The organism is Streptomyces sp. NPDC001904 (genome assembly GCF_040297005.1).
Classification (GTDB): domain Bacteria; phylum Actinomycetota; class Actinomycetes; order Streptomycetales; family Streptomycetaceae; genus Streptomyces.
In genome coordinates this window covers 107,478-130,340 of sequence record NZ_JBEOYI010000007.1, presented here as the reverse complement: position 1 = coordinate 130,340, position 22,863 = coordinate 107,478, and the positions used below count along the sequence as shown (strand labels likewise).

Genomic DNA, 22,863 nt, shown 5'->3' with positions numbered 1-22,863 from the left:
CGGTATGACAAATCTGATCAGGACAGCCGTCCCGGTGGCTGTGGCGGCGACCGGCGCCGTGTGCGCCTGCGCCCTGGTGGCCGCCTCACCGGTCCGCTCCGCGCCGGCCGCCGCGGTCCGCGACACCGTCACGGTCGGCAATCCGGTCGCGGGCAGCAACGGCTTCGGCGTCGTCACCGAGGGCGACGCCTACCTCGGCAGCACCGAGTCGGAGGGTCCGGTCGCGGTCGGCGGCGACCTGCGCTTCGGCGCCGGTTACAACGTCTCCCTGAACGTCCCGGGCACCTTCGTCGCCCCCGGCGACTCTCGGCCCACCACGCTGCTCGTCGGCGGCCGCGTCCGCTACGACCAGAGCAACCCGTCCGGCGTCCTCAGGGTCCTGCAGAACGGCTACGTGAAGATCGGCGACATGACCGGCGGGCAGGCCCGGGACACCGACGGCAACGGCGCCGCGGTCAACACCCGCGTCGGCGTTCAGGGCGCCGGCTACGACGCCACCCCGCGCATCGAACTCACCACCCGTGAGACTCCGGCGCAGGTGGGTCCCGCGGACCTGATGGACTTCCCCGCCCTGTTCACCGCGTACCGGGAACGGGCCGCCCGGATGGCGACCTGCGCCAACAACGTCGTCCTGCGCGACGGGAACGGCAACCCGCTCCCGGACCAGTCCACGGTGGCGCCCGGCTCCCAGATCAAGCTCTCCCTCGACGCCACCCGCACCAACGTGCTGCACCTCACCGGCGCGATGCTCGACAACATCTCCACGCTGACCCTGCTCGACCAGCCGACGGCCGCCGCGCCCCTGGTCGTCGTCGTGGACACCACCGCCGAGGGCGGCGACTTCACCTGGCACGCCCCGACCATGGCCGGCGTCGGCAACTCCGAGAACCACATTCTGTGGGACTTCCCGGACGCGACCCGGATCACCAACCCCGACGGCGACCAGATCGAGGGCACGGTCTACGCGCCGAACGCCGAGTTCATCGACCTGGACTCCTCGAACATCGAGGGCGACGTCGTCGTCAAGTCGCTCGTGCAGGGGGCGACGGCGGCGGTCGGGGGGAACGCGGTCAACGCGGGGGAGATGCACTACCACCCGTTCGACGCGACCGTTCAGTGCGACGACGGGACCACGCCGACGCCGACGCCTTCGCAGCCGGGTGAGTCGCCTTCGCCCACGCCGACCCCGACGGACGAGTCGCCGACGCCTACGCCGACTCCCACGCCGACGCCTTCGCAGCCGGGTGAGACGCCGTCGCCCACGCCGACCCCGACGGACGAGTCGCCGACCCCTACGCCGACTCCCACAGTCGTCAACGGATCGCCCACCCCCTCGCCGTCCCCGTCGGACACCCCGACGCCGACGCCGACCCCGTCGGACAGCCCCACACCCACCCCCTCGCCGTCCCCGTCGGACACTCCCACGCCTTCTCCGACCCCGACGCCCAGCCCCTCCACAGAAACCCCGACCCCGACTCCGACCCCGAGCGGCACCACGTCCGCCCCCGCACCGCCCACATCACCCCCGCAGACCCCCACCCCGCCCGCCACGCCACCCGCCACCCCGCCGCCCTCCACGCCCGCCGGCCCCGGCCTCGCCCACACCGGAACCGACGCCCGGGGCACCGCCGTCATCGGCGGCATCGCGGTGGCCCTGGTGGCCGCCGGTGCCGGAGCCCTGGCCTTCGGACGGCTGCGCAGGAACGGCCGCCGCTGACCTGAGCGCCTCGCACCGGACGGGCGGCGGCCCACTACACCGGATCCGCCGCCCGCCCGCGCTGCGCCACCAGCACCACGAGCCCGACCACCAGCCAGATCGCGCCCACCACCTGCGCCGTCCCCGAGGCCTCCACGATCACCGCGACGGCGATCGCCGCACCGACCACCGGCACCAGCAGATGCCGCCACCAACTGACGGGACCGCCCTGGCGGCGGACCACGAACCAGCCCACGACACTGGCGTGCAGCAGCGTGAACGCGGTCAGCGCGCCGATGTCGACCACCGACGTCAGCTGATCGAGACCGTCGTCGCGGCGGGCCGCCCACACCGCCGCGACCAGCGTGATCACCGCGGCCACCAGCAGCGCGGCCCGCGGCACGCCCGAGTCCGTGCGGGACAGCACCTTCGGCAGCCGCCGGTCGCGGGCCATCGCGAACACCAGCCGGCCCGCCGCCGCCTGCCCGGCCAGCGCGGCGAACGCCGCGCCGATCGCCTTGCTCACCGCCACCAGATCGTGCAGCCAGCTCCCGACCGACGCGTCCACGGTGTCGTAGAACGCGGACCCCTGCTTCGCCGGATCGGCCGCCATCTGCGCCGACGTCGCCGGCTCCAGCAGGGCCGCCAGATACGTCTGCGCGACGAACAGCACACCGGTGAGCACCAGGCAGAACAGCACCGCCCGCGCGACCTTCGCCGAACCGCCGGTGACCTCCTCGGCGAACGTGGCGATGGCGTCGAAGCCCAGGTACGACAGGACGGCCACCGACACCGCGCCGAGCACCGCCGACAGCGCGAACGCGCCCTGGGTGCCGTCCCCGGTCAGCGGCGAGAGCCAGCCGCGCTGCGCGCCGTCCGTCGCCAGCACCACGACCGCCGAGACGATGAAGATCACCAGCACCACGATCTCCAGCGCCAGGACCGCGAAGCCGACCCGGGCCGCGGCGCGTACGCCCCACAGGTTGAGCAGGGTCGTGATCACCACGGCGAGCGCCGTCCACACCCACCGCGACACGTCCGGCACCAGCGAGTTCATCGCGATCCCGGAGAACAGGTACGCCACCGCCGGGATCAGCAGATAGTCGAGCATCGCCATCCAGCCCGCGATGAAACCGGGCCCTTTGCCGAGCCCCACGCGTGCGTAGGCGTACACGGAGCCCGCGCGCGGAGCGACCCGCACCATCTGGGCGTAGCTGAAGGCGGTGAACGCCATGGCGATCGTGGCGACGACGTAGACCAGCGCGACCGCGCCGTGCGACTTCGCGTCGAGGGTGCCGAAGATGCCGACCGGCGCCATGGGGGCGATGAAGAGAAGCCCGTAGACCACCAGATCCCGGAAGCCGAGGTTCCGGCGGAGCTTGCCGTCCGGGACCTCGGGGGTCCCGGGGGCTTCGGACGCGGCTGGTACGGACATCGTGCCTCCGTTGATTCGGGCAGGCTCCGGGCTCCACCAGTCTCCCCAGCCGGGCGATCTTTGGCCTGCTGGGGTCGGCCTTACGATGGGGGACATGACTGCTACGACTGGCTCCCGCCGTGTCCTGCTCGCCGCTCCCCGTGGCTACTGCGCCGGTGTGGACCGTGCCGTGATCGCCGTCGAGAAGGCCCTGGAGCAGTACGGGGCCCCGATCTATGTCCGCCACGAGATCGTGCACAACAAGTACGTCGTGCAGACCCTGGAGCGGAAGGGCGCCATCTTCGTCGAACAGACGGAGGAGGTTCCCGAGGGCTCGATCGTGATGTTCTCGGCGCACGGTGTCGCACCGACCGTCCACGCGGAGGCCGAGCGCGGCAAGCTGGCGACCATCGACGCCACCTGCCCGCTCGTCACCAAGGTCCACAAGGAAGCGATCCGCTACGCCAACGACGACTTCGACATCCTGCTGATCGGCCACGAGGGCCACGAGGAGGTCATCGGCACCTCCGGCGAGGCCCCCGACCACATCACGCTGGTCGACGGCCCCGAGGACGTCGCCAAGGTCGAGGTCCGCGACCCGGAGAAGGTCGTCTGGCTCTCCCAGACCACGCTCTCCGTCGACGAGACGATGGAGACCGTCGACGCCCTGAAGACCAAGTTCCCGGGACTCGTCTCACCGCCGAGCGACGACATCTGCTACGCCACGCAGAACCGCCAGCTCGCCGTGAAGCAGATGGGCGCCGAGTCCGACCTCGTCATCGTCGTCGGCTCGCGCAACTCCTCCAACTCGGTCCGCCTGGTCGAGGTCGCCAAGCTGGCCGGCGCGAAGGACGCGCACCTCGTGGACTTCGCGAGCGAGATCGACGAGTCCTGGCTGGACGGCGTCACCACGGTCGGCGTCACCTCCGGCGCCTCCGTGCCGGACGTCCTCGTCGAGCAGGTCCTGGAGTACCTGTCGCAGCGCGGCTTCGCGGACGTGGAGATCGTGAAGGCGGCCGAGGAGTCCATCACCTTCTCGCTGCCCAAGGAGCTCCGCCGGGACCTGCGCGCCGAGGCCGCGGCCCTCGTGGAGGGTGCGGATTCCGCCTCCGGGAAGTGACCGTGGGTCTCCCGTCGTAACGTGGAGCGCATGGAGATCTTCGGTGTGGACATCGGCGGATCAGGGATCAAGGGCGCTCCGGTCGACCTGGAGCGCGGCGATCTCGCCGAGGAGCGGTTCAAGGTGCTGACCCCGCAGCCGGCCACCCCCGACGCGGTGGCCGACGGGGTCAAGCAGGTCGTGGAGAACTTCGCGGGCGGCTGCGACCGGGTCGGCATCACCTTCCCGGGCGTCGTCACCGGCGGCTCGACGATCCGGACCGCCGCCAACGTGGACAAGAGCTGGATCGACGTCGACGCACGGGCCCTGCTGAGCGAGAAGCTCGGCGGGCTGCCCGTCACGATCCTGAACGACGCGGACGCCGCCGGTGTCGCCGAGATGCACTTCGGCGCCGGCCGCGGCCGCACGGGCACGGTGCTGCTGCTCACCCTCGGTACGGGCATCGGCAGCGCGCTCTTCACCGACGGCACCCTGGTGCCCAACACCGAGCTCGGCCACCTGGAGCTGCACGGTCACGACGCCGAGAAGCGGGCCTCCACCAAGGCCCGCGAGGACGAGGACCTGAGCTGGGAGCACTGGGCGAGACGCGTCACCAAGTACCTGAAGCACGTGGAGATGCTGTTCTCGCCCGAGCTGTTCATCATCGGCGGCGGCATCAGCCGCAAGGCCGACAAGTTCGTGCCGCTGATCGAGGGCGTCAAGGCAGAGATCGTACCGGCCCAGCTGCAGAACAACGCGGGGATCGTGGGCGCGGCGATGGCGGCGCGCGAGGCCTGAGCTAGGCGCGTCGCGGCTTGGGCGCCTTCCGCTGCTGCGGCTGCTCCGGGTGGTCCTGCTGCCCGGCCCGCCGCTGAGCCGCGGCCTTGCGAGCCATCAGCCGTACCTTCCGTACGGCGACGACCAGGCCGGCGACGAGGGTGCCGCCGTACAGCCAGCCCGCGCTCGTCGCCAGCGTGGTCACCAGGCCCGCGAGGTGCCCGCTGAGCCCGTCACCGCCGTCGCCGACGAAGAAGGCGCCGAGGGCGAACGCGATCGGCACCGCGACCGGGGCCGTCACCAGGTCCACCTTGCGCACCCAGCCCGCGGTGAGCCCGCTGACCAGCACGAAGAACACGCCGTACACGGCCACGGCGCCGCCGAACAGCAGTCCGTCGAGGAATCCGAGCACCAGCATCGACGCGGCGGCGAACAGCCCGCTGCCCAGGCCCGTCAGCCGCGGGTTCGGGAATCTGCGGAGCGCGCGCACCAGCGGCGGCAGCCGACGGCCCTCGCCGCCACCGGCGCGGTATACGGTGGCGGACTCGCCGGACGGCGCCACGGCACGCCCGTCACCGGGCTCGCCCTGCGCCTGCGGGGGCAGCGGGGCCCGGCCGCGGCGGGGCCGGGATTGCGGGGGACGCGTCCTGTGTTGCTCCACAGGCCCAACATAGGTGGGCTTATGTGCGCAATACGCCGCGGGACACGCCCTTAGTTCAAGCTTGACCGTTGTTGGTTCGGGTGTTCGATGCGTCGCCGGGTCGGGGGCGGCGAGGCCGTAGACTGGTGGATCGCCCACACCTCTCCTCCTGTACGGGAAGTCGCAACGTGTCGCTCACGATCGGAATCGTCGGTCTGCCCAATGTCGGCAAGTCGACCCTGTTCAATGCCCTGACCAAGAACGACGTGCTCGCGGCCAACTACCCGTTCGCCACGATCGAGCCCAACGTCGGCGTGGTGGGCGTCCCCGACACCCGCCTCACGAAGCTGGCGGAGATCTTCAGCTCCCAGAAGGTCCTCCCGGCCACGGTCGACTTCGTCGACATCGCGGGCATCGTGCGCGGCGCCTCCGAGGGCGAGGGCCTGGGCAACAAGTTCCTGGCGAACATCCGCGAGTCGGACGCGATCTGCCAGGTCATCCGCGCCTTCAAGGACGAGAACGTCGTGCACGTCGACGGCAAGGTCTCGCCCAAGGACGACATCGAGACGATCAACACCGAGCTGATCCTCGCCGACCTCCAGACCATCGAGAAGGTCCTCCCGCGCCTCCAGAAGGAGTCGCGCATCAAGAAGGACGTCGCCCCGAAGGTGAAGGCCGTCGAGGAGGCCAAGGAGATCCTGGAGAAGGGCGACACGCTCTTCTCGGCCGGGATCGCCCAGGGCTCCGGCAAGGAGGAGCTCCTCCACGACCTCCACCTCCTGACGACCAAGCCCTTCCTCTACGTCTTCAACGTCGACGAGGACGAGCTGACGGACGACGCCTTCAAGGCCGAGCAGAGCGCCCTGGTCGCCCCCGCCGAGGCGATCTTCCTCAACGCCAAGCTGGAGCAGGACCTCGCCGAGCTCGACGAGGAGGACGCCATGGAGCTCCTGGAGTCCGTCGGCGCCGAGGAGCCCGGCCTCGCCACCCTGGCCCGCGTCGGCTTCGACACCCTGGGCCTCCAGACCTACCTGACGGCCGGCCCCAAGGAATCCCGCGCCTGGACGATCAAGAAGGGCGCCACGGCCCCCGAGGCGGCCGGCGTCATCCACACGGACTTCCAGAAGGGCTTCATCAAGGCCGAGGTCATCTCCTTCGACGACCTGGTCGAGACGGGCTCGGTCGCCGACGCACGCTCCGCGGGCAAGGCACGCATGGAGGGCAAGGACTATGTGATGCAGGACGGGGACGTGGTGGAGTTCCGCTTCAACGTCTGACATCCAGCGGCAGCACGCAGGTCACGACGGGCCCGGCTCTTTCGAGCCGGGCCCTCCGTGTCCAGCCGGGAGACCGGGGAACCGCCGGGATGATTAGGGTCGTCCGGTGACCTCTGAACCGAATTCGGCCGCCGCGACCGGCCCGCTGGACGTCCTCGACCGGCGGATCGTCGCCGCCCTCCAGATCGACGGCCGTGCCTCCTGGCGGCGGATCGCCAGCGCGCTGGGGGAGCCCGAGCGGAAGGTCGCGCGGCGCGGGCTGCGGCTTCTGGAGAGCGGGGCCGTGGCGGTGCGCGGGCTCGTGGTGCGGGGCGAGACGGTGATCCTGCGCATGAACTGCCGGCCCGGCGCCGTCCGCGAGACCGCCGTCGCCGCCGCCCGCAGGGACGACGCCATCTTCTCGTACGTGCTCGCGGGCGCCACCGACTGCGTGGCCGAACTCCAGTGTCAGCCGGACGAGCTGGCGCGGCTCTCGCTGGACGAGGTGCCTGCGCTGCCGGGGCTCGTCGCACAGCAGGTCTCCCCGGTGCTGCGCTACTTCCGCACCGTGCACGAGTGGTCGCCGGGCATCCTCGGCGACGACGAGGCCGCCGCGCTCACCGGGGAGACGGCGCGGCCGGTGGACGGCATCGGGGCGCCGGAAGTGGAGCTCGCGCCGGACGAGCGCGCCATCCTGCGCGCGCTCGCCGAGGACGGCCGTCGCACGCACGACGAACTCGCCGCCGTGGCCGGGGTGTCGGTGGCGACGGCGCGGCGCCGCGTGGAGTCGCTGACCCGGCAGGGGGTCGTCAGCATCCGGGCGGCCGTGGAGCCCGCCCTGCTCGGGCTGCCGGTCGAGGCGCTGCTGTGGATCAGGACCCGGCCCGACGAGGTCGAGGAGGTGGGGCGGCTGCTCGTCGAGTCGCCGCTGGTGCGGTACGCGGCCGTGGTGATGGGCGAGCACCAGATCCTGGTCGACGTCACGCAGCCGTCGAAGCAGGCCCTGTACGCGTTCCTCACCGAGTCGGCGTGGGTGCGGCGCGCCGAGGCCGTGCAGTCCCATCTGGTGGTGGAGGCGTGGAAGCGCAGCGGGGTGCCGGCCCGTGGAGTCTCCCCGCTCCCTGTTGCCGATGCGTGACCATAAGTTTCAGTGAGATAAGTCGGACGTCTGAAAAGTTCATGCACGCAGAACTGTTGACTGAAACGATCAGTTGACCGCAGTGTGGGGGCGCACACCGTCGCCTCCCGCACGAGGACCGCCATGCCCCTGAGCCCCGCCGAAGCCGACGCGCTCTGCGCGCTCGACGCCGTCGACCTCGCCGCCCGGATCCGTCGCCGCGAGCTGTCCGCGCGAGAAGTCGTCGCCGCGCACCTCGACCGCGTCGCGCGGGTGAACCCGGCGATCAACGCCATCGTCACGCTCGACGCCGAGGGCGCGATGCGGGCCGCCGCACAGGCGGACGAAAAGGCCGCGTCCGGAGCCGAGTTGGGGCCGCTGCACGGGCTGCCCATCGCCTTCAAGGACACCCATCTCACCCGGGGCATGCGCACCACGCACGGCTCGCCCCTCTTCGCCGACCACGTCCCCGACGAGGACGAACTCCTCGTCCGGCGGATCGAGTCGGCGGGCGCCATCCGCATCGGCAAGACCAACGTGCCGGAGTTCGCCGCCGGTTCGCACACCTTCAACACCGTCTTCGGCGCGACCCGCAACCCGTACGACACCACGCGCTCGGCCGGCGGCAGCAGCGGCGGCGCCGCGGCCGCCCTCGCCGCCCGGCTGACCCCGATCGCCGACGGCAGCGACATGGGCGGCTCCCTGCGCAACCCGGCCTCCTTCTGCAACGTCGTCGGGCTGCGCCCCACCCCCGGCCGCGTACCGGCGCTGCCCTCCGGCGACGTCTGGGAGACCCTGGCCGTCGCCGGGCCGATGGGCCGCACCGTCGCAGACACCGCGCTGCTGCTGTCGGTCATGGCCGGACCCGATCCGCGCAGCCCGCTCTCCCTGGAGGTCCCGGACCCGGCCTCGTACCGAACCTCCCTGACCCGCGACCTCACGGGCCTGCGGGTCGCGTACGCGCCCGATCTCGGCGGCCGCGTCCCCGTCGACCCCGAGGTGCGCGCCGTCGTCGACCGGCAGGCCGCCGTCCTCGAGGGCCTGGGGTGCCGCGTCAGCGAGGACTGCCCGGACCTCGACGCCGCCGAGCACGCCTTCCGCACCCTGCGCGCGCACGCCTTCCAGCAGGGGTTCGGCCCGCTCCTCGACGCCCACCGCGACGCCCTCAAGCCCAGCCTGGTGTGGAACATCGAGGAGGGCCTGAAGCTCACCGGTGCCGAGCTGGCCCGGGCCCGCGGCGAACTCACCCGGCTCCATCTCGCCGCCGTCGCCTTCTTCGAGCGGTACGACGTGCTGATCGCGCCGGTCAGCCAAGTCGCCCCGTTCCCGGTCGAGTCGGAGTACCCCGGCGTCATCGACGGGCAGCCGCAGCACACGTACCTCGACTGGATGCGCTCCGCGTACTTCCTCTCCGCCCTGGGCGCACCCGCCCTCTCCGTCCCCGCCGGATTCACCCCGGCCGGGCTTCCCGTGGGCCTGCAGATCGTGGGCCCGCCGCGTGCCGAACGCCTCGTCCTGGAGGTCGGCGCCGCCCACGAGGCCGCCACCGGACACGGGCGGCACGCGCCCACCCTCCCGTAGGTGCTCAACTCCCCTCAGCTGGAGCCCCGATGAGATCACCGCACGCGCTCTGGGCGGCCGTGCCCGTCCTGGCCTTCCTCAGTACGCCGTACCTGCCGTTCGTCAACGGACCGCACCTGTGGCTCGGCATCCCCTCCGTCCTGTGCTGGTGCCTGATCTGGACGGCCGGCACCACGGCGGCGCTCGCCCTCGTGGACCGGTTCGCCCCGGCGGCCGACGACGACGAGAGCGGGGAACCCGTATGAACGCCACCATGGTCATCACGGTCCTCGGCATCGTCGCCATCGCACTGGTCGGCGTCAGCGGCCGCCGCGCCCCCAGCAAGGAGCTGGGGGAGTGGACCGTCGGCAAGCGCCGCTTCTCCACCTTCACGACGTGGTTCCTGCAAGCCGGTGAGTCGTTCACGACGTTCAGCTTCCTCGGCCTCGCGGGGCTCGCGTTCGGCGCCGGAGCCGCCGCGTCGTACGCCCTGTGCTACCTCGCCATCAGCTTCGTCCTGCAGTACTTCACCGCCCCGCGCATGCGCGAACTCGGTCTGCGGGGAGGCTATTTGACGCAGGCGGACTTCTTCGTCGACCGCTACCGCAGCCCGCTGCTCGGCAAGGTCGTCGCCGTCGTCGGCGCGGTGTTCCTGCTGCCGTACCTGCAGCTCCAGATCACCGGCCTCGGCATGATCGTGCAGCTCGCCACCGGAAGCCGCGCGGGCGGCAACTGGAGCATGGTGCTCGCCACGGTCCTCACCGTGGGCTTCGTCCTGTGGTCCGGCATCCGCGGCATCGCGCGCGTCGCGTACCTCAAGGACGCGCTGATGATCGTCGGACTCGTGGTGCTGGTGGTGGGGGTCGCGGTGTCCTTGCACGGCGGCATCCAGGGCACCTTCGCCACCCTCCGCGACGCCCGCCCGGATCTACTGACGCTCGATCAACCCGGTTACGACGGAACGTTCTTCGTCACCGCGGTCATCATCTCCTCGATCGGCGGCGGGCTCGGCACGATGGCGCACCTGTGGCCGCCGGTGCTCGCCGCGGGCAGCGGGCGCGCCCTGCGCTCGAACGCGGTCTGGCTGCCGCTCTACCAGATCGCCCTCGGCATCCCGGTGATCGTCGGCTTCGCGGGCGTCCTGCTGCTGTCGAAGGACGCGGCCCCCAACTCCGTCGCCCTCACTCTCGCCGGGCAGACGCTGCCCGGCTGGCTGGTCGGCCTCGTCGCGGTCGCGGCGGCCTCGGCGGCGATGGTGCCGTCCGCCGCGATCGTCGTGGGCATCTCCAGCCTGCTGTCCCGCAACCTGCTCCCCGCCCGCTCCGCCCGGGCCCAACTCCGCACGAACCACGTGTGCGTGGTGGCCGCGGCGGCCCTGGCCCTCGTGCTCGGCCTGCTCCGCCCCGGCCTCCTCGCCGACATGCTCCTGCTCACCTACGGCGGCCTCACCCAGCTCGCCCCGGCGATCGTGATGGGCCTGGCGAAGCGGGTCCGCCTGGGCGCGGTGCCCGCGCTGCTCGGGATCGTGACCGGGGTGGCGGTGCTGAGCTGGCTGACGTTCGGCGGGGGCGTGGATGTCGGCACGGTGGATACGGGGTTGATCGCGCTCGGGGTGAACGTGCTGGTGACCGTGGTGGCGCAGGTCCTGGTGGGGGACCGGAGGGCCGGCCGGAGCCGGGGCCCGGAGCCGGAACGGGACCAGGCCGGCAGGTCGGTGGCGGCTCGACCGGGCTGAGGCCCGGGGCCGGGGCGTGGCCCGGCCATGACCTTCAGCGTACGGTCGACGATCCTCAGCGCACGGTCAACTCGCCCACCGCGACCGGCGATCGGCCCGTCTGCGTCACCCGCACGAACCGTCCCCGTGTGCCCGCGTCGAACGGCACCCAGCGCCGCCCGTCCGCCGACACCTCCGCCCGGTACGCGCGGGTCCCGGCCACGGTGACCTCCCGCAGCGTCCGCCGGCCGCCCAGGTCGACGGTGAGGGTCGCGCCCGGCCGGGTGGGCAGCCAGGTCGTCGCCGGGTTGCCGTCGACGGCGGCGCCCGCGTACTGGCCCGGGTCCTCGGACGTCGCCCGCGCCGGGCGGCAGCGGGCCAGGTCCGGGGTCGGGGTGAGGTCGGGGCGGCGGGTGGGGAGGGTGAGCCCCTCGGCCGTGACCGTCCGGCGGCCGCCCGGGGTGTCCACGGCGAAGGGGCTGCCGGAGGTGAGCCGCACGGTGGTGCGGCGGGCGCCGAGCGCGATGTCGTACGTACGGCCCCGCCAGTGCAGCCCCCTGACCGTGACGCCCTTCGCCAGCTGCGGCGGCAGCATCGGGTCGAGCCGCACGGCCGCGCCGTCCTCCAGCCGCAGCCCGGTCAGGCCGTGCGTGAAGACCTGGAGGAAGCCGCCCTTGCCGGTCAGGAAGTCCTGGGCGGGCGCGCCGGCGAGCGCGTCGTCCCCGCCCGCCTTGTCGCCGCGCGCCTCCGAGAACGTACCGAAGGGCGCCCGGAAGAACGGCCGCGAGGCCCGCTCCAGGAACGTGTACGTCGCACAGCCCGGCTCGCCGATCGCCGCCGCGGCGGCCGCGTGCACCGAGTCGGTCATCGCGGGGCCGCCCCGGTCGGTGTGGGCCGCGTAGTGGTCGAGCGTCGCGGCCGCGGCGCCCTTCGGCATCGGCCGCCAGTCCAGCGGATACAGCAGCAGCACGGCGTCCGCCTGCTTGATGTCGCTCGCGTGCGCGGGGTCGTAACCGGCGTACTGGAGAAAGACCTTGCGGCGGGCGTCGTACGGGATCCGCAGCCGGTCGGCGATCGTCGTCCAGTCGGCGCCGGGGCGCTCGCCGACGAGCCGGGCGGCCTTGACGGCGGCGCGCAGGGAGGTCGCGGCGACCGCGTTGGTGTAGACACCGTCGTCGACGCCGTTGCTGTACTCGTCCGGCCCCGCCACGTTCTTGATGGAGTAGGAGCCGTCGGCCTTGTTCGCCGTCACGCGTGAACTCCAGTACGTGGCGAGCCCGTTGAGCAGCGGCCAGCCCTGCTCGCGCAGCCAGTCGCGGTCACCGGTGGCCTGGTAGTACTGCCAGACGGCGAGCGCGATGTCGCCCTGGAGGTGGTTCTGGATGACGCAGTGCGGCGGGTACCAGCTCTGGCACTCCTTCCACAGGGAGCCCGAACTCGCACTGGTCCAGGGATACATGAGTCCCTTCACCGACGTCTTCAGGGCGTTGTCGGCGGCCGCCGCCCGGGTGCGGTAGCGGTACGCGAGGACCGGCTCGGCCAGCTCCGGGCGGGTGGCCAGGAGCGAGGGGAACATCCAGGTCTCGGCGTCCCAGAACACCATGCCCGCGTAGTTGTCGCTGCTCAGGCCGGACGGCGGGATGCTGTCGCGGGCGCCCGCCCGGACGGACGCGAGCAGTCCGTACTGGGCGGCGCGCACCTGCGCCTGGAGATCCGGGGCGTCCTTCACCTCGATGTCGGACGACCACAACGCCCGCCAGGCACGGGTGTGTTCGCTCTTCAGGTACTCCCAGCCCGCGGCCGCCGCGCGCTGCGAGGCGCGCACCGCGGAGGTGTGCGGGGTGCGCGAGGTGAGCGAGGTGTCCACGCCGACGTACTTCGCGACGTCGTAGCGCGTCCCCGGAACGGCGTCGAACTCCGCCGACGTGCTGCCGCTCAGGCCGTCCGAGCGGCGGGGCTCGTGGGTGCGGCCGGGGGAGCGCAGGGTCGAGGCCACCGTGCCGGCCGTCCCGGTGCCGTCGGTGCGGAAACCGACGGCGACCGTGCGCTTGCCCGCCGGGCCGCTGCCGGTCGCCGTCAGCCGGCGGGCGCCGCGGCCGTCGACGCGGTCGGTCACGGTGACCCTGCCCGACCAGTGCGGGGTGATGCGCAGGCGGACGGCGCCGACGTGGGCGTGGGCCCGGTCGGCCAGCACCTCGTAGGAGAGGCCGGTGCGGCGGCCGTCCCGGTGGATCCAGGTGAGCGAGGTGACGACCGTGCCGCAGCGCAGGTCGAGACGCTGCCGGTAGTCCGTGGTGCGGCTGCCCGGTCCGTACGTCTCGCCGCGCGCGGTCACCTCCAGGGCGGTCCAGTTCGGGAGCGCGGCGAGGGCCTGGCGGTGGGCGGTGTTCTTCGGGCCGCGCGCGTAGAGGCCGGAGACGAAGGCGCCGTCGTAGCGCGGGGTGTAGAGCGGCCAGCCGGTCTTCTCCGCGGGGGTGCCGTGGGCGTAGCCGGTACCGGCCGAAGGGTCCCGGACACCGAGGTAGCCGTTGCCGGTGTACGCCGTGTAGGGGTTGCCCGGGTCGGCGGTACGGGTGGTCAGGGTCCAGCCGGGGGCCGCGCAGGAGGGGGTGGCGGGGGCCGTGGTGGGCGCGGTGGCGGGTGGCAGGAAGGCGGCTGTCGTCAGGGCGAGGGTGAGGGGGAGGGCGGCGGCGAGGAGTCTGCGGCGTGCGGTGGTCACGGGTCGAGCGTGCGGGGTGGGGGGTTTCGGGTGTGGCATGCGCGCCGGGGTTTAGGCGGTTCGGGTGCGGGCTCGTCGTGGTTTCTCGCGCAGTTCCCCGCGCCCCTGGGTTGTCCGTTCGTCCGCGGCCCGGTGGGGGCTGGTCGCGCAGTTCCCCGCGCCCCTGAAAGATCCGCGTCTGCCCCACGGGGTTTCGTTGCCACCCGCGGCCCGGTGGGGCTTCTCGCGCAGTTCCCCGCGCCCCTGAGGCAGGCGCTTCGCGTGCCTCTTCCTGCGGTCAGGTGGCCAGGCCCGTTTTCAGGCCCGCTCCGCAGAGGGGGACCACCGCGGTACGGGTGTTCAGGGCGGCGCCCAGGGGGCCGTCGTCGCGGGTCGCGGCCCAGCAGGCGACGCCGGTGGACTCGACGTACAGGCCCCGCGAGGCCAGGTCCAGCTGGGCGTGCCGGAGCTGATCCTCCGTCACCGTGTGGAAGGCGCCCCCTGATTCCCGTACCGCACGGAGAATCTGCCGGGCCCGCGGCGGCCGCGTGATGGCGATCCCCTCGGCGAAGGTGGGCGCCATCGGCGTGACCCCCACCAGATCCTCGGCCCCGGCCCGCCACGCCTCGGCCAGCGGCGCCACGGCGGCGGCCTGCACCGCGTGCAGCGCGGGCCGCCGGTCGATGAGCCCGGTGGTGTGCAGCTCGGCGACGGCGAGCGCGGCGCCGAGCAGCAGCGTGCCGTTGCCGACGGGCACCACGAGCACGTCGGGCAGCCGCCCGCCCAGGTCCTCCCACAGCTCGTGGACGTACGTCTTCGTGCCGTGCAGGAAGTACGGGTTGTGGACGTGGCTGGCGTAGAACACCCCGTCCTCGTCCGCGGCGGCCCGAGCCGCCCGCGCGGTCGCCTCCCGGTCCCCGTCGACCACGAGCAGCCGGGCACCGTGCGCGCCGATCTGCTCCAGCTTCTTCGGGGACGTGCCCCGGGGGACGTAGACGGTGCAGGGGAGCCGGGCGCGGGCGCAGTACGCGGCGATCGCCGTGCCCGCGTTGCCACTGCTGTCGGCGATCACCCGCTCGGGCCCGAGCCGCGCGGCCAGCGCGGCCAGCATGACGGCGCCGCGGTCCTTGAACGACAGCGTCGGCATCAGGAAGTCCAGCTTCGCCGAGACCCCGTCGGTGAGCGGCACGAGCGGCGTGCGCCCCTCCCCGAGGGTGCAGTCCGGCGTCGGCAGCGGCAGGCACTCGGCGTAGCGCCACAGGGAGCCGGTGCGCCCGCTCAGGGACTTGAGCGAGGCGGGCGTCGGCGCGTAGTCGAGGTCGAGCGGTCCGCCGCAGGCGGGGCAGCACCAGGTGAGGGATCCGGACGGGACGCGGGTGCCGTCCAGCGGGCAGTAACAGTCGGGCAGCGCGGTCATGAGAAGAGCGTAGGCAGTCCGTCGGCTCCTGAACCGTACGCACGGCCGACTCGGGCGCCGATGTGTGAATGACTCAGTACCTGGAGAAAGTCCCTGCGTAAAGCCCTGCGCGCCTGTAAGTCATCACATCGAGTGATTCCTTGGCCTTTGCTTGCACGCTCCAACCCACGGTTGCCAGGCTGTCGCTGTCTGTCAATGTGATGGGGGTTCCGCGGACGGCGGTCGGGGGAGACCGTCAGGGGATCCGCGGGGAACGAGGGGAACAATCAGTGTCATTCGGTGAGCAGCCGGCGTACCTGCGCGTCGCGGGTGATCTCCGCGAGAAGATCGCCAACGGCTCGCTTCCGCCGCACACCCGTCTCCCTTCCCAGGCCAAGATCCGCGAGGAGTACGGGGTTTCGGACACGGTCGCCCTGGAGGCCCGCAAGGTCCTGATGGCGGAGGGCTTGGTCGAGGGCCGCTCGGGTTCGGGCACCTATGTGCGCGAGCGACCGGTGCCGCGCCGCGTCGCCCGCTCCGGGTACCGCACGGGCAGCGGCTCCACCCCGTTCCGCCAGGAGCAGTCCGACCCCTCGGCGCGCGGCACCTGGGAGTCGCGCAGCGAGCAGGCCGAGGCCGACGCCCCCCTCGCGGAGCGGCTCGCGATCCGCCCCGGCGACCGGGTGATGCGCACGGCGTACGTGTACCGGGACGCGGGCGAGGCGGTGATGCTCGCCACCTCGTGGGAGCCCCTCGCGGTCACCGGCCGCACCCCGGTGATGCTGCCGGAGGAGGGCCCGCTCGGCGGCTGCGGCGTGGTCGAGCGCATGGCGGCGATCGACGTGATCGTGGACAACGTGACGGAGGAAGTGGCCGCCCGCCCCGGCCTCGCCGAGGAGCTGAGCGCGCTCGGCGGCGTGCCGGGTCATGTCGTCATCGTCATCCACCGCACCTTCTTCGCCTCGGGCCGGCCGGTCGAGACGGCCGACATCGTGGTCCCCGCGGACCGCTACCGGATCGCCTACCACCTGCCGGTCAAATGACCCCGCACCGGCGCCCGTCGCCCCCGTCCGCTGGCCGGACGCGTCGTCCGGGCCGTGATATCCGGAGTTAACCGAACCCCAACTCCCGTAACCGCCAGGCAATCCGCCGCTGCCCAGACTTGTCATGCACGGCTCCTACCGTCCTTCTGCGTACCCGCCGTACCGGTATACCGCTACCGACCGCTACGGCCAGGCCCCGCTGACTGACGGACGAACGGGAAGCCGACCATGACCGAGACCGCACTGCCCACCGCCGAACCGGCGCCGCCCCAGCCGCCGAACCGGCAGGCGCCCCGGCGCAGTTACGCCAAGCTGGCGGCCGACGAGTCCCGCGAGGACTTCTCGCTGCGCTATGCCCCGCACTCCTACCGGCGCTGGTCGCCGACCATGGTCGCGTCCACCGCTCTCGGCGGCATCGCCTATCTCGCCGACTTCGCGATCGGCGCGTCGATCGTCTTCACCTACGGATTCACCAGCGGTTTCGCATCGATCCTGTGCGCGGCGACGATCATCTTCCTGACCGGCATCCCGATCGCCCGGGCCTGCGCCAAGTACGGCCTGGACATGGACCTGATCACGCGCGGCGCCGGGTTCGGCTACTTCGGCTCGACGCTCACGTCCCTGATCTACGCCTCGTTCACCTTCATCTTCTTCGCGCTCGAAGGCTCGATCATGGCGCAGGCGATGCACGAGGTGGCCGGCCTGCCGCTGCCCGTCGGCTATCTGCTGACGACGCTCATCGTCATCCCGATCGTCTTCCGCGGCATGGGCGCGCTCGCCAAGGTGCAGGCCTGGACCCAGCCGGTCTGGCTGATCGGCCTGGTGCTGCCCTTCGTGATCCTCGCCTTCCACTCCCCGGGCTCGTTCGGCGACTTCACCCACTTCGGCGGCACCGAGGGCGCGGGCAGCGGCTTCTCCTGGCTCGGCTTCGGGCTCGGCACCGGCGTCGCGCTCTCCCTCATCGCCCAGATCGGCGAACAGGCCGACTACCTGCGCTTCATGCCGGCCAAGACCGAGCAGAACCGCCGGCGCTGGAACCTCGCCGTCCTGGCGGCGGGACCCGGCTGGGTGATCATCGGCGCCGCGAAGCAGATCGGCGGCGCGCTGCTCGCCTTCGTGGCCCTCGAAGCCGTCGGCAAGACGCACGTGCTCGAACCGATCGCCCCGCAGATCGAGGCGTTGAAGCCGTGGCTCGGCTCGGTCGCACTGCCCGCCGCCGCGCTGTTCGTGATCGTCTCCCAGATCAAGATCAACGTCACGAACGCCTACAGCGGCTCCCTGTCCTGGTCGAACTTCTTCTCCCGCGTCACCCACCGGCACCCCGGCCGCGTCTGGTACATCTTCCTCAACCTCGCCATCGCGCTGACGCTGATGGAGATGAACATGTTCGCCGCGCTGAACAAGCTGCTCGGCTTCTACTCGAACGTGGGCATCGCCTGGATCGCGGCCGTCGCCGCCGACCTCGTCATCAACAAGCGGGTGGGCTGGAGCCCCAAGTACATCGAGTTCAAGCGGGCCTACCTCTACGCCGTGAACCCCGCGGGCTTCGGCTCGATGGTGATCGCCTCGACCGTCTCCATCCTGGCCTTCTTCGGGCTCTTCGGGGAGTACGCGGAGGCCTTCTCCACCTTCATCGCCGCCGGCCTCGCCCTGGTCCTGTGCCCGACGATCGCCTGGGCCACGAAGGGCAAGTACTACCTGGCCCGTCCGAACCCGGTGAACGGTCCGGACGTCGTGCTCGCCGAGGGCACCGACATCACCGCCACCCACACCTGTGGCGTCTGCGAGACGGCCTACGAACTCCCCGACATCGCCGACTGCCCGGTGCAGGCGGGGCCCATCTGCTCGCTGTGCTGCTCGCTGGACGCGGAGTGCGGTGACGTGTGCACGAAGAAGCCGACAGGAGAGCCCGTTCTGATGCCGATGCCCACGGTGCGCAGGGGCTGAACGGTACGGGTGGGACTCAGGGGGCGCATTTATGCAAATGCGCCCCCTTGGCGCCTGTCAGCAATGGCTTGTTGCGTATCTCTTTGTGCCAACACGTATCCGCTCTGTGAAGGTCAGGCGTAGGCTCGGGCATATGCGGATTGTGGTTTCCTCAGGACGCTTGGGGGGTGGAGCACGATGCGAGCCGGGGTCGGGCCGATCAGGGAGGGGCGGCGCACGATGAACGACGGCACGACGACACTTCCGTGGCTCGTCATACGCCAGGACGACAATGGCAACCGCTATCGCGTGGGCCGCTACGCGACCAGGGCGGAGGCCCAGCGCATCGCCGACAGCCTCGACGCCCACGGGCACAAACAGCTCTACTGGGTCGAGCGCCTGGCGGAGAACACCACCTCGGTGCGGAACGGATCAGTGCGCTGACGGGGCCGTAGGCTCCGCCGCATGACTGATCAGATCGAACCGGCCGTCGTGGTGGTGGTCGCCGCCGCCCTGTACGACACCGACGGCCGGGTGCTCGCCGCGCGGCGCAGTGCGCCTCCGGAGCTTGCCGGGCGCTGGGAGTTGCCCGGTGGGAAGGTCGAGCCGGGGGAGGTTCCGGAGCGGGCGCTGGTCCGTGAACTCCGGGAGGAACTGGGTGTCGGGGCCAGTCCCGTCTCCAGGGTGCCGGGGGAGTGGCCGCTGAAGCCCGGCTACGTTCTCCGGGTCTGGCGCTGCTCTCTCGACTCGGGAGTCCCCGCGCCGCTCCAGGACCACGATGAGCTCCGCTGGCTCGCTCCGGCCGACATCTGGTCCGTGAACTGGCTGGACCAGGATGTTCCGGCGGTGAAATCTCTTACGGGGGACTAGATCCGCAGCCCGGTGGCCGCTTCTCGCGCAGTTCCCCGCGCCCCTGAGATGCGCACTTCGTGCGCCATCTCATCAAGAGAGGCGCGGCGGAGCCGCAGCCTCAGGGGAGGCGGCGCGAGGCGCCTGCCTCAGGGGCGCGGGGAACTGCGCGACCAGCCCCCACCGGCCCGCAGGCGAACGACAGCCCGACAAGTGCGGCCGTCCACCGAGGCACCCGCACCCCGGCGGAGCCCTACGCCGTACGTGCCACCCCGGCCCATCCCCAGCGATAACACCCCACCCGTCCGGGTATATCCCGATTAACCCCATGCAATCGGGCAGAACTCCTCGCGGGTCAGGGAAGTGATCGGTGTGCTCCACACCCAGGGCGACGTCGCCGAGTGGGCCTTCCCCGCCGACCCCATGGCCGTCCGGAAAGCCCGCGCAGCGGTCCGTGGGCAACTCGCCGCCTGGGACCTGGACGAGCTGAGCGACATCACGATCCTGCTGGTCAGCGAGCTGGTCACCAACTCCCTGCGCCATGCGTCGGGCCCCATCGGAGTCCGCCTGGTCCGCCCGGAGGGCCGGGCGGGCGCGCTGCTCGTCGAGGTCTCCGACCCGCTCCCCGACCCGCCCCGGGCCCGTACGGCCACCCCCGACGACGAGGGCGGCAGGGGCCTGCAACTGGTGGCCGGCGCCTCCCGGCGCTGGGGCACCAGACCGGGCGGCACGGCCACCGGCGGCAAGACCGTGTGGTTCGAGCTTCCGCTGCCCGGCTGAAACCGCGCGGGCACACCCGTCCCGGTTAAGTAGGTCGCACCTGGTTAAGAGACGGGAATGTGGAACTCGAGTGGAGAACGCGGTGTGTGGACGCACCTGCACTCTGGGTACGGAAACAGTCGGTCCCGACGGGCCAAAAAGGGTCGGGACCGTGGTGTGATCGTGAACACCGTGTCGTGCGGCTCCGTAGTGCTGGATACTGCGGGCAGCCGCCCCGGTGACCGGTGCCGGACGCGGTGAGCTGGAGGGGACGGTTCGCGTGAGCGAGATACCAGCGAAGGCCGGGGCGTCCAAGGACGCCCCGGACGCGGCGTCGACTCCGGATGCGGGCCTGACCTCGCCGGAGCGGGCGCAAGCCGACATCGGGCCGATCGCCGACATCTGGCAGACGAGCCCGCCCGGGTCGATCTACGACTACATCAAGGTCGCCTCGTTCTCGATCGGCCCCGACGGACTGATCGACCAGTGGAGCCTGCGGGCCGCGCAGATCTTCGGCGTCCCGGCCGAGGAGGCCGTGGGCAAGGATCCCGTCGAGGCGTTCGTCCCGCCCGAGCTGCGCGACCGCGGCCGCCGCAAGATGACCGAGATCCTGGACGGGCGGGAGTGGACCGGCGTCGTGCCGTTCCGCACGCGCGGCGAGGGACAGGGCGGTGCCGGGGAGCAGCACGGTACGGCCGAGGTCTATGTGATGCCGTCGACCACCGAGTCCGGTGAGCGTGGAGCGGTCTGCGTCGTCGTGGACGTCCAGACCCTGCGGAGCATCGAGACGGACCTCGCCGCCTCGCAGTCGATTTTCGGTCAATCTCCTTTCGGCTTCCTGCTGTTCGACACCGACCTGAAGGTGCAGCGGGCCAACCGCACGTTCACCTCGGTCTTCGGCGGTCACGTCGACGACCACCGCGGCCGCACCGTCCACGACTACCTGCCGCGCCACGAGGCCGACCGGGTGCAGGGCGCGCTGCGCCGGGTCCTGGAGACCGGCGACGCCGTCACCGACATGCAGCTCGTCGGCCCCGCCCCCGACTCGGCCGAGCGCCGCCACTGGTCCATCAACCTCTACCGCGTGCACACCGGTTCGGGCCGGACCATCGGCATCGCCGGACTCGCCACCGACGTCACCCGGCGGCACGCCGCCGCACGCGAGGCCGCCCACGCACGGCGGAATCTGGCCCTCCTGAACGAGGCGGGCGCCCGCATCGGCAACTCCCTCGACCTGGAGACCACGTCCCGCGAACTCCTCGACGTGGTCGTGCCGGGCTTCTGCGACCTGGCCTCCGTCGACCTGTACCAGGGACTGCTCTCGGGCGACGAGACGGCGCTGGCCAACCACCGGCTCGCCGACGGCAGCGCCGAGCTGCGCCGGGTCGCCGCCGCGAGCGCCGTGGCCGACGTGCCCTTCCTCGACCTGGGCGGCGAGGAGCCGGTCAGCGTCGGCGCGGTGCACCGCTTCGCGTTCAACTCCGCCTGCGCGGACGCCCTGCGCACCGCCCGCCCGCAGACCCTGCCCGCGCAGCCCGGCGGCCTCGTGCAGTCGACGCTCGCCGTGCCGATGGTCGCGCACGACACCGTCGTCGGCCTCGTGCAGTTCTCCCGCACCAAGGGCAGCGAGCCGTTCAACGAGCGGGACCGGGCCCTCGCCATGGAGCTGGCCGCGCGCGCCGCGGTCTGTATCGACAACGCCCGGCTGTACCGCCGCGAGCACGAGCGCGCGCTGATACTGCAGCGCTCCCTGCTCCCGCCGGACAACCCCGAGGCGTCCGGCCTCGACATCGCCTGCCGCTACCTGCCGGGCAACGCGGCGACCGAGGTCGGCGGCGACTGGTTCGACGTCATCGAACTCCCCGGCCACCGCACCGCGCTGGTCGTCGGCGACGTGATGGGCCGCGGCCTGCGCGCCGCCGTCGCCATGGGCGAACTGCGCACCGCCGTCCGGACCCTGGCCCTGCTCGACCTCGAACCCGCAGAAGTGCTCGGCGCCCTCGACGAGATCGCCCGCGGCCTCGGCACCCCCGGCGGCGTCCAGCAGGCCACCCGCGCCGCCCGCACCGCGAACCAGAGCGGCGAGGACCTCTCCGAGGTCTACCTCGCCACCTGCGTCTACGCGGTCTACGACGCCGTCACCCGCCGCTGCACCTTCGCCAACGCCGGCCACCTCCCGCCGGTCCTGGTGGAACCGGGCGAGGGCGCGCTGATGCTCGACGTACCGCCGGGCATGCCGCTCGGCGTCGGCGGCGAACCCTTCGAGGAGGTGGAGGTCGAACTCCCGGAGGGCGGGCTGCTCGCGCTCTACACGGACGGCCTGGTCGAATCGCGCGACCACCCGCTCGACGAGGGCCTGTCCGCGTTCCGGGCCGCCCTCGACGACCCCTCACCGGCCCTGGAGGACGTCTGCGACCACGTCCTCAACACCCTCGACACCCACCACGGCGAGGACGACATCGCCCTGCTGATGGCCCGCATCCAGGGCCTGCCGGCGGGCAACGTGGGCGACTGGAGGCTGCCGCGCGAGCCCAAGTCCGTCGGCCGGGCCCGCGAGCTGACGCGCGAACAACTGCTCGCCTGGGACCTCGAACCCCTCGTCGACACCACGGAGTTGCTGGTCAGCGAGCTGGTCACCAACGCCCTGCGGTACGGGGAGGGCGAGATCAGGCTCCGGCTGCTGCTCGACCGCTCACTGGTGTGCGAGGTGTGGGACGCCGGTCTCGTGCAGCCGCGCAGGCGGCGCGCCCGGGACACCGACGAGGGCGGCCGCGGCCTCCAGCTCGTCGGCCTGCTCAGCGCGGCCTGGGGCTCGCGGCGCACCCCGCGCGGCAAGACGGTCTGGTTCGAACTCCCGCTGCCGGACGGCGGGGCGGGCCTGGTGGACCCGACGGAGGCTCTGCTCAGTCTCTTCTGAGC

General features: G+C 72.1%; 18 protein-coding genes. 14 read left to right on the top strand and 4 right to left on the bottom strand.

The window, feature by feature from the left end; translation table 11 throughout:
* Nucleotides 1-4 precede the first annotated feature (4 nt).
* Nucleotides 5-1,717, top strand: coding sequence for a collagen-binding domain-containing protein (locus tag ABT127_RS13855; RefSeq protein ID WP_351448501.1), 1,713 nt, complete (start codon nucleotides 5-7; stop codon nucleotides 1,715-1,717).
* A 34-nt stretch (nucleotides 1,718-1,751) separates the two neighbouring features.
* On the opposite strand, the gene ABT127_RS13850 is transcribed toward ABT127_RS13855, so the two are convergent.
* Complete coding sequence (locus ABT127_RS13850; protein ID WP_351448498.1) at nucleotides 1,752-3,131, bottom strand: APC family permease; 1,380 nt, start codon at nucleotides 3,129-3,131, stop codon at nucleotides 1,752-1,754.
* Nucleotides 3,132-3,216: 85 nt separating this feature from the next.
* On the opposite strand from ABT127_RS13850, the gene ABT127_RS13845 reads away from it, so the two are divergent.
* A complete protein-coding gene (locus ABT127_RS13845; protein ID WP_351448495.1) occupies nucleotides 3,217-4,230 on the top strand; it encodes a 4-hydroxy-3-methylbut-2-enyl diphosphate reductase in 1,014 nt (337 codons plus the stop codon).
* A gap of 30 nt (nucleotides 4,231-4,260) precedes the next feature.
* Complete coding sequence (gene ppgK, locus ABT127_RS13840; RefSeq protein WP_351448492.1) at nucleotides 4,261-5,007, top strand: polyphosphate--glucose phosphotransferase; 747 nt, start codon at nucleotides 4,261-4,263, stop codon at nucleotides 5,005-5,007.
* Nucleotide 5,008: 1 nt separating this feature from the next.
* Here the strand turns inward: ppgK and ABT127_RS13835 are convergent, their stop codons facing one another.
* Nucleotides 5,009-5,647 carry a DUF6542 domain-containing protein gene (locus ABT127_RS13835; RefSeq protein WP_351448489.1) on the bottom strand — a complete coding sequence of 213 codons (639 nt, stop codon included), beginning with the start codon at nucleotides 5,645-5,647 and terminating at the stop codon, nucleotides 5,009-5,011.
* Nucleotides 5,648-5,814: 167 nt separating this feature from the next.
* On the opposite strand from ABT127_RS13835, the gene ychF reads away from it, so the two are divergent.
* The 5 genes from ychF (at nucleotide 5,815) to ABT127_RS13810 (ending at nucleotide 11,294) form a co-directional block, all read left to right on the top strand.
* Entirely contained in the window at nucleotides 5,815-6,903 is a 1,089-nt protein-coding gene (ychF, locus tag ABT127_RS13830; RefSeq protein WP_351448486.1) for a redox-regulated ATPase YchF, read from the top strand.
* A gap of 106 nt (nucleotides 6,904-7,009) precedes the next feature.
* Entirely contained in the window at nucleotides 7,010-8,020 is a 1,011-nt protein-coding gene (locus tag ABT127_RS13825; protein ID WP_351448484.1) for an Lrp/AsnC family transcriptional regulator, read from the top strand.
* 123 nt (nucleotides 8,021-8,143) lie between these two features.
* Nucleotides 8,144-9,580 (top strand): amidase, encoded by a 1,437-nt coding sequence (locus ABT127_RS13820; protein ID WP_351448481.1) that lies wholly within the window; start codon nucleotides 8,144-8,146, stop codon nucleotides 9,578-9,580.
* A 29-nt stretch (nucleotides 9,581-9,609) separates the two neighbouring features.
* Entirely contained in the window at nucleotides 9,610-9,825 is a 216-nt protein-coding gene (locus ABT127_RS13815; protein ID WP_351448479.1) for a hypothetical protein, read from the top strand.
* Complete coding sequence (locus tag ABT127_RS13810; RefSeq protein ID WP_351448476.1) at nucleotides 9,822-11,294, top strand: sodium:solute symporter family protein; 1,473 nt, start codon at nucleotides 9,822-9,824, stop codon at nucleotides 11,292-11,294. Before ABT127_RS13815 ends, ABT127_RS13810 begins: the two co-directional genes overlap by 4 nt.
* A gap of 55 nt (nucleotides 11,295-11,349) precedes the next feature.
* Here the strand turns inward: ABT127_RS13810 and ABT127_RS13805 are convergent, their stop codons facing one another.
* The gene (locus ABT127_RS13805; protein WP_351448474.1) at nucleotides 11,350-14,031 is read right to left on the bottom strand and encodes a discoidin domain-containing protein; all 2,682 of its coding nucleotides are present in this window, start codon (nucleotides 14,029-14,031) and stop codon (nucleotides 11,350-11,352) included.
* A gap of 238 nt (nucleotides 14,032-14,269) precedes the next feature.
* Entirely contained in the window at nucleotides 14,270-15,388 is a 1,119-nt protein-coding gene (locus ABT127_RS13800; protein WP_351448472.1) for a threonine synthase, read from the bottom strand.
* Nucleotides 15,389-15,657: 269 nt separating this feature from the next.
* On the opposite strand from ABT127_RS13800, the gene ABT127_RS13795 reads away from it, so the two are divergent.
* From ABT127_RS13795 to ABT127_RS13770, 6 genes are all read left to right on the top strand, one after another.
* Nucleotides 15,658-16,410, top strand: coding sequence for a GntR family transcriptional regulator (locus tag ABT127_RS13795; protein WP_351448469.1), 753 nt, complete (start codon nucleotides 15,658-15,660; stop codon nucleotides 16,408-16,410).
* A 228-nt stretch (nucleotides 16,411-16,638) separates the two neighbouring features.
* A complete protein-coding gene (locus ABT127_RS13790; RefSeq protein WP_351448467.1) occupies nucleotides 16,639-18,357 on the top strand; it encodes a purine-cytosine permease family protein in 1,719 nt (572 codons plus the stop codon).
* 219 nt (nucleotides 18,358-18,576) lie between these two features.
* Complete coding sequence (locus tag ABT127_RS13785; RefSeq protein ID WP_351449075.1) at nucleotides 18,577-18,780, top strand: SPOR domain-containing protein; 204 nt, start codon at nucleotides 18,577-18,579, stop codon at nucleotides 18,778-18,780.
* A 21-nt stretch (nucleotides 18,781-18,801) separates the two neighbouring features.
* On the top strand, nucleotides 18,802-19,206 hold the full coding sequence (locus tag ABT127_RS13780; protein ID WP_351448465.1) for a (deoxy)nucleoside triphosphate pyrophosphohydrolase: 405 nt from the start codon (nucleotides 18,802-18,804) through the stop codon (nucleotides 19,204-19,206).
* A 342-nt stretch (nucleotides 19,207-19,548) separates the two neighbouring features.
* The gene (locus tag ABT127_RS13775; RefSeq protein ID WP_351448462.1) at nucleotides 19,549-19,965 is read left to right on the top strand and encodes an ATP-binding protein; all 417 of its coding nucleotides are present in this window, start codon (nucleotides 19,549-19,551) and stop codon (nucleotides 19,963-19,965) included.
* Nucleotides 19,966-20,224: 259 nt separating this feature from the next.
* Nucleotides 20,225-22,861: a SpoIIE family protein phosphatase gene (locus tag ABT127_RS13770; RefSeq protein WP_351448460.1), complete on the top strand. Its 2,637-nt coding sequence runs from the start codon at nucleotides 20,225-20,227 to the stop codon at nucleotides 22,859-22,861.
* The last annotated feature ends 2 nt before the right edge of the window (nucleotides 22,862-22,863 follow it).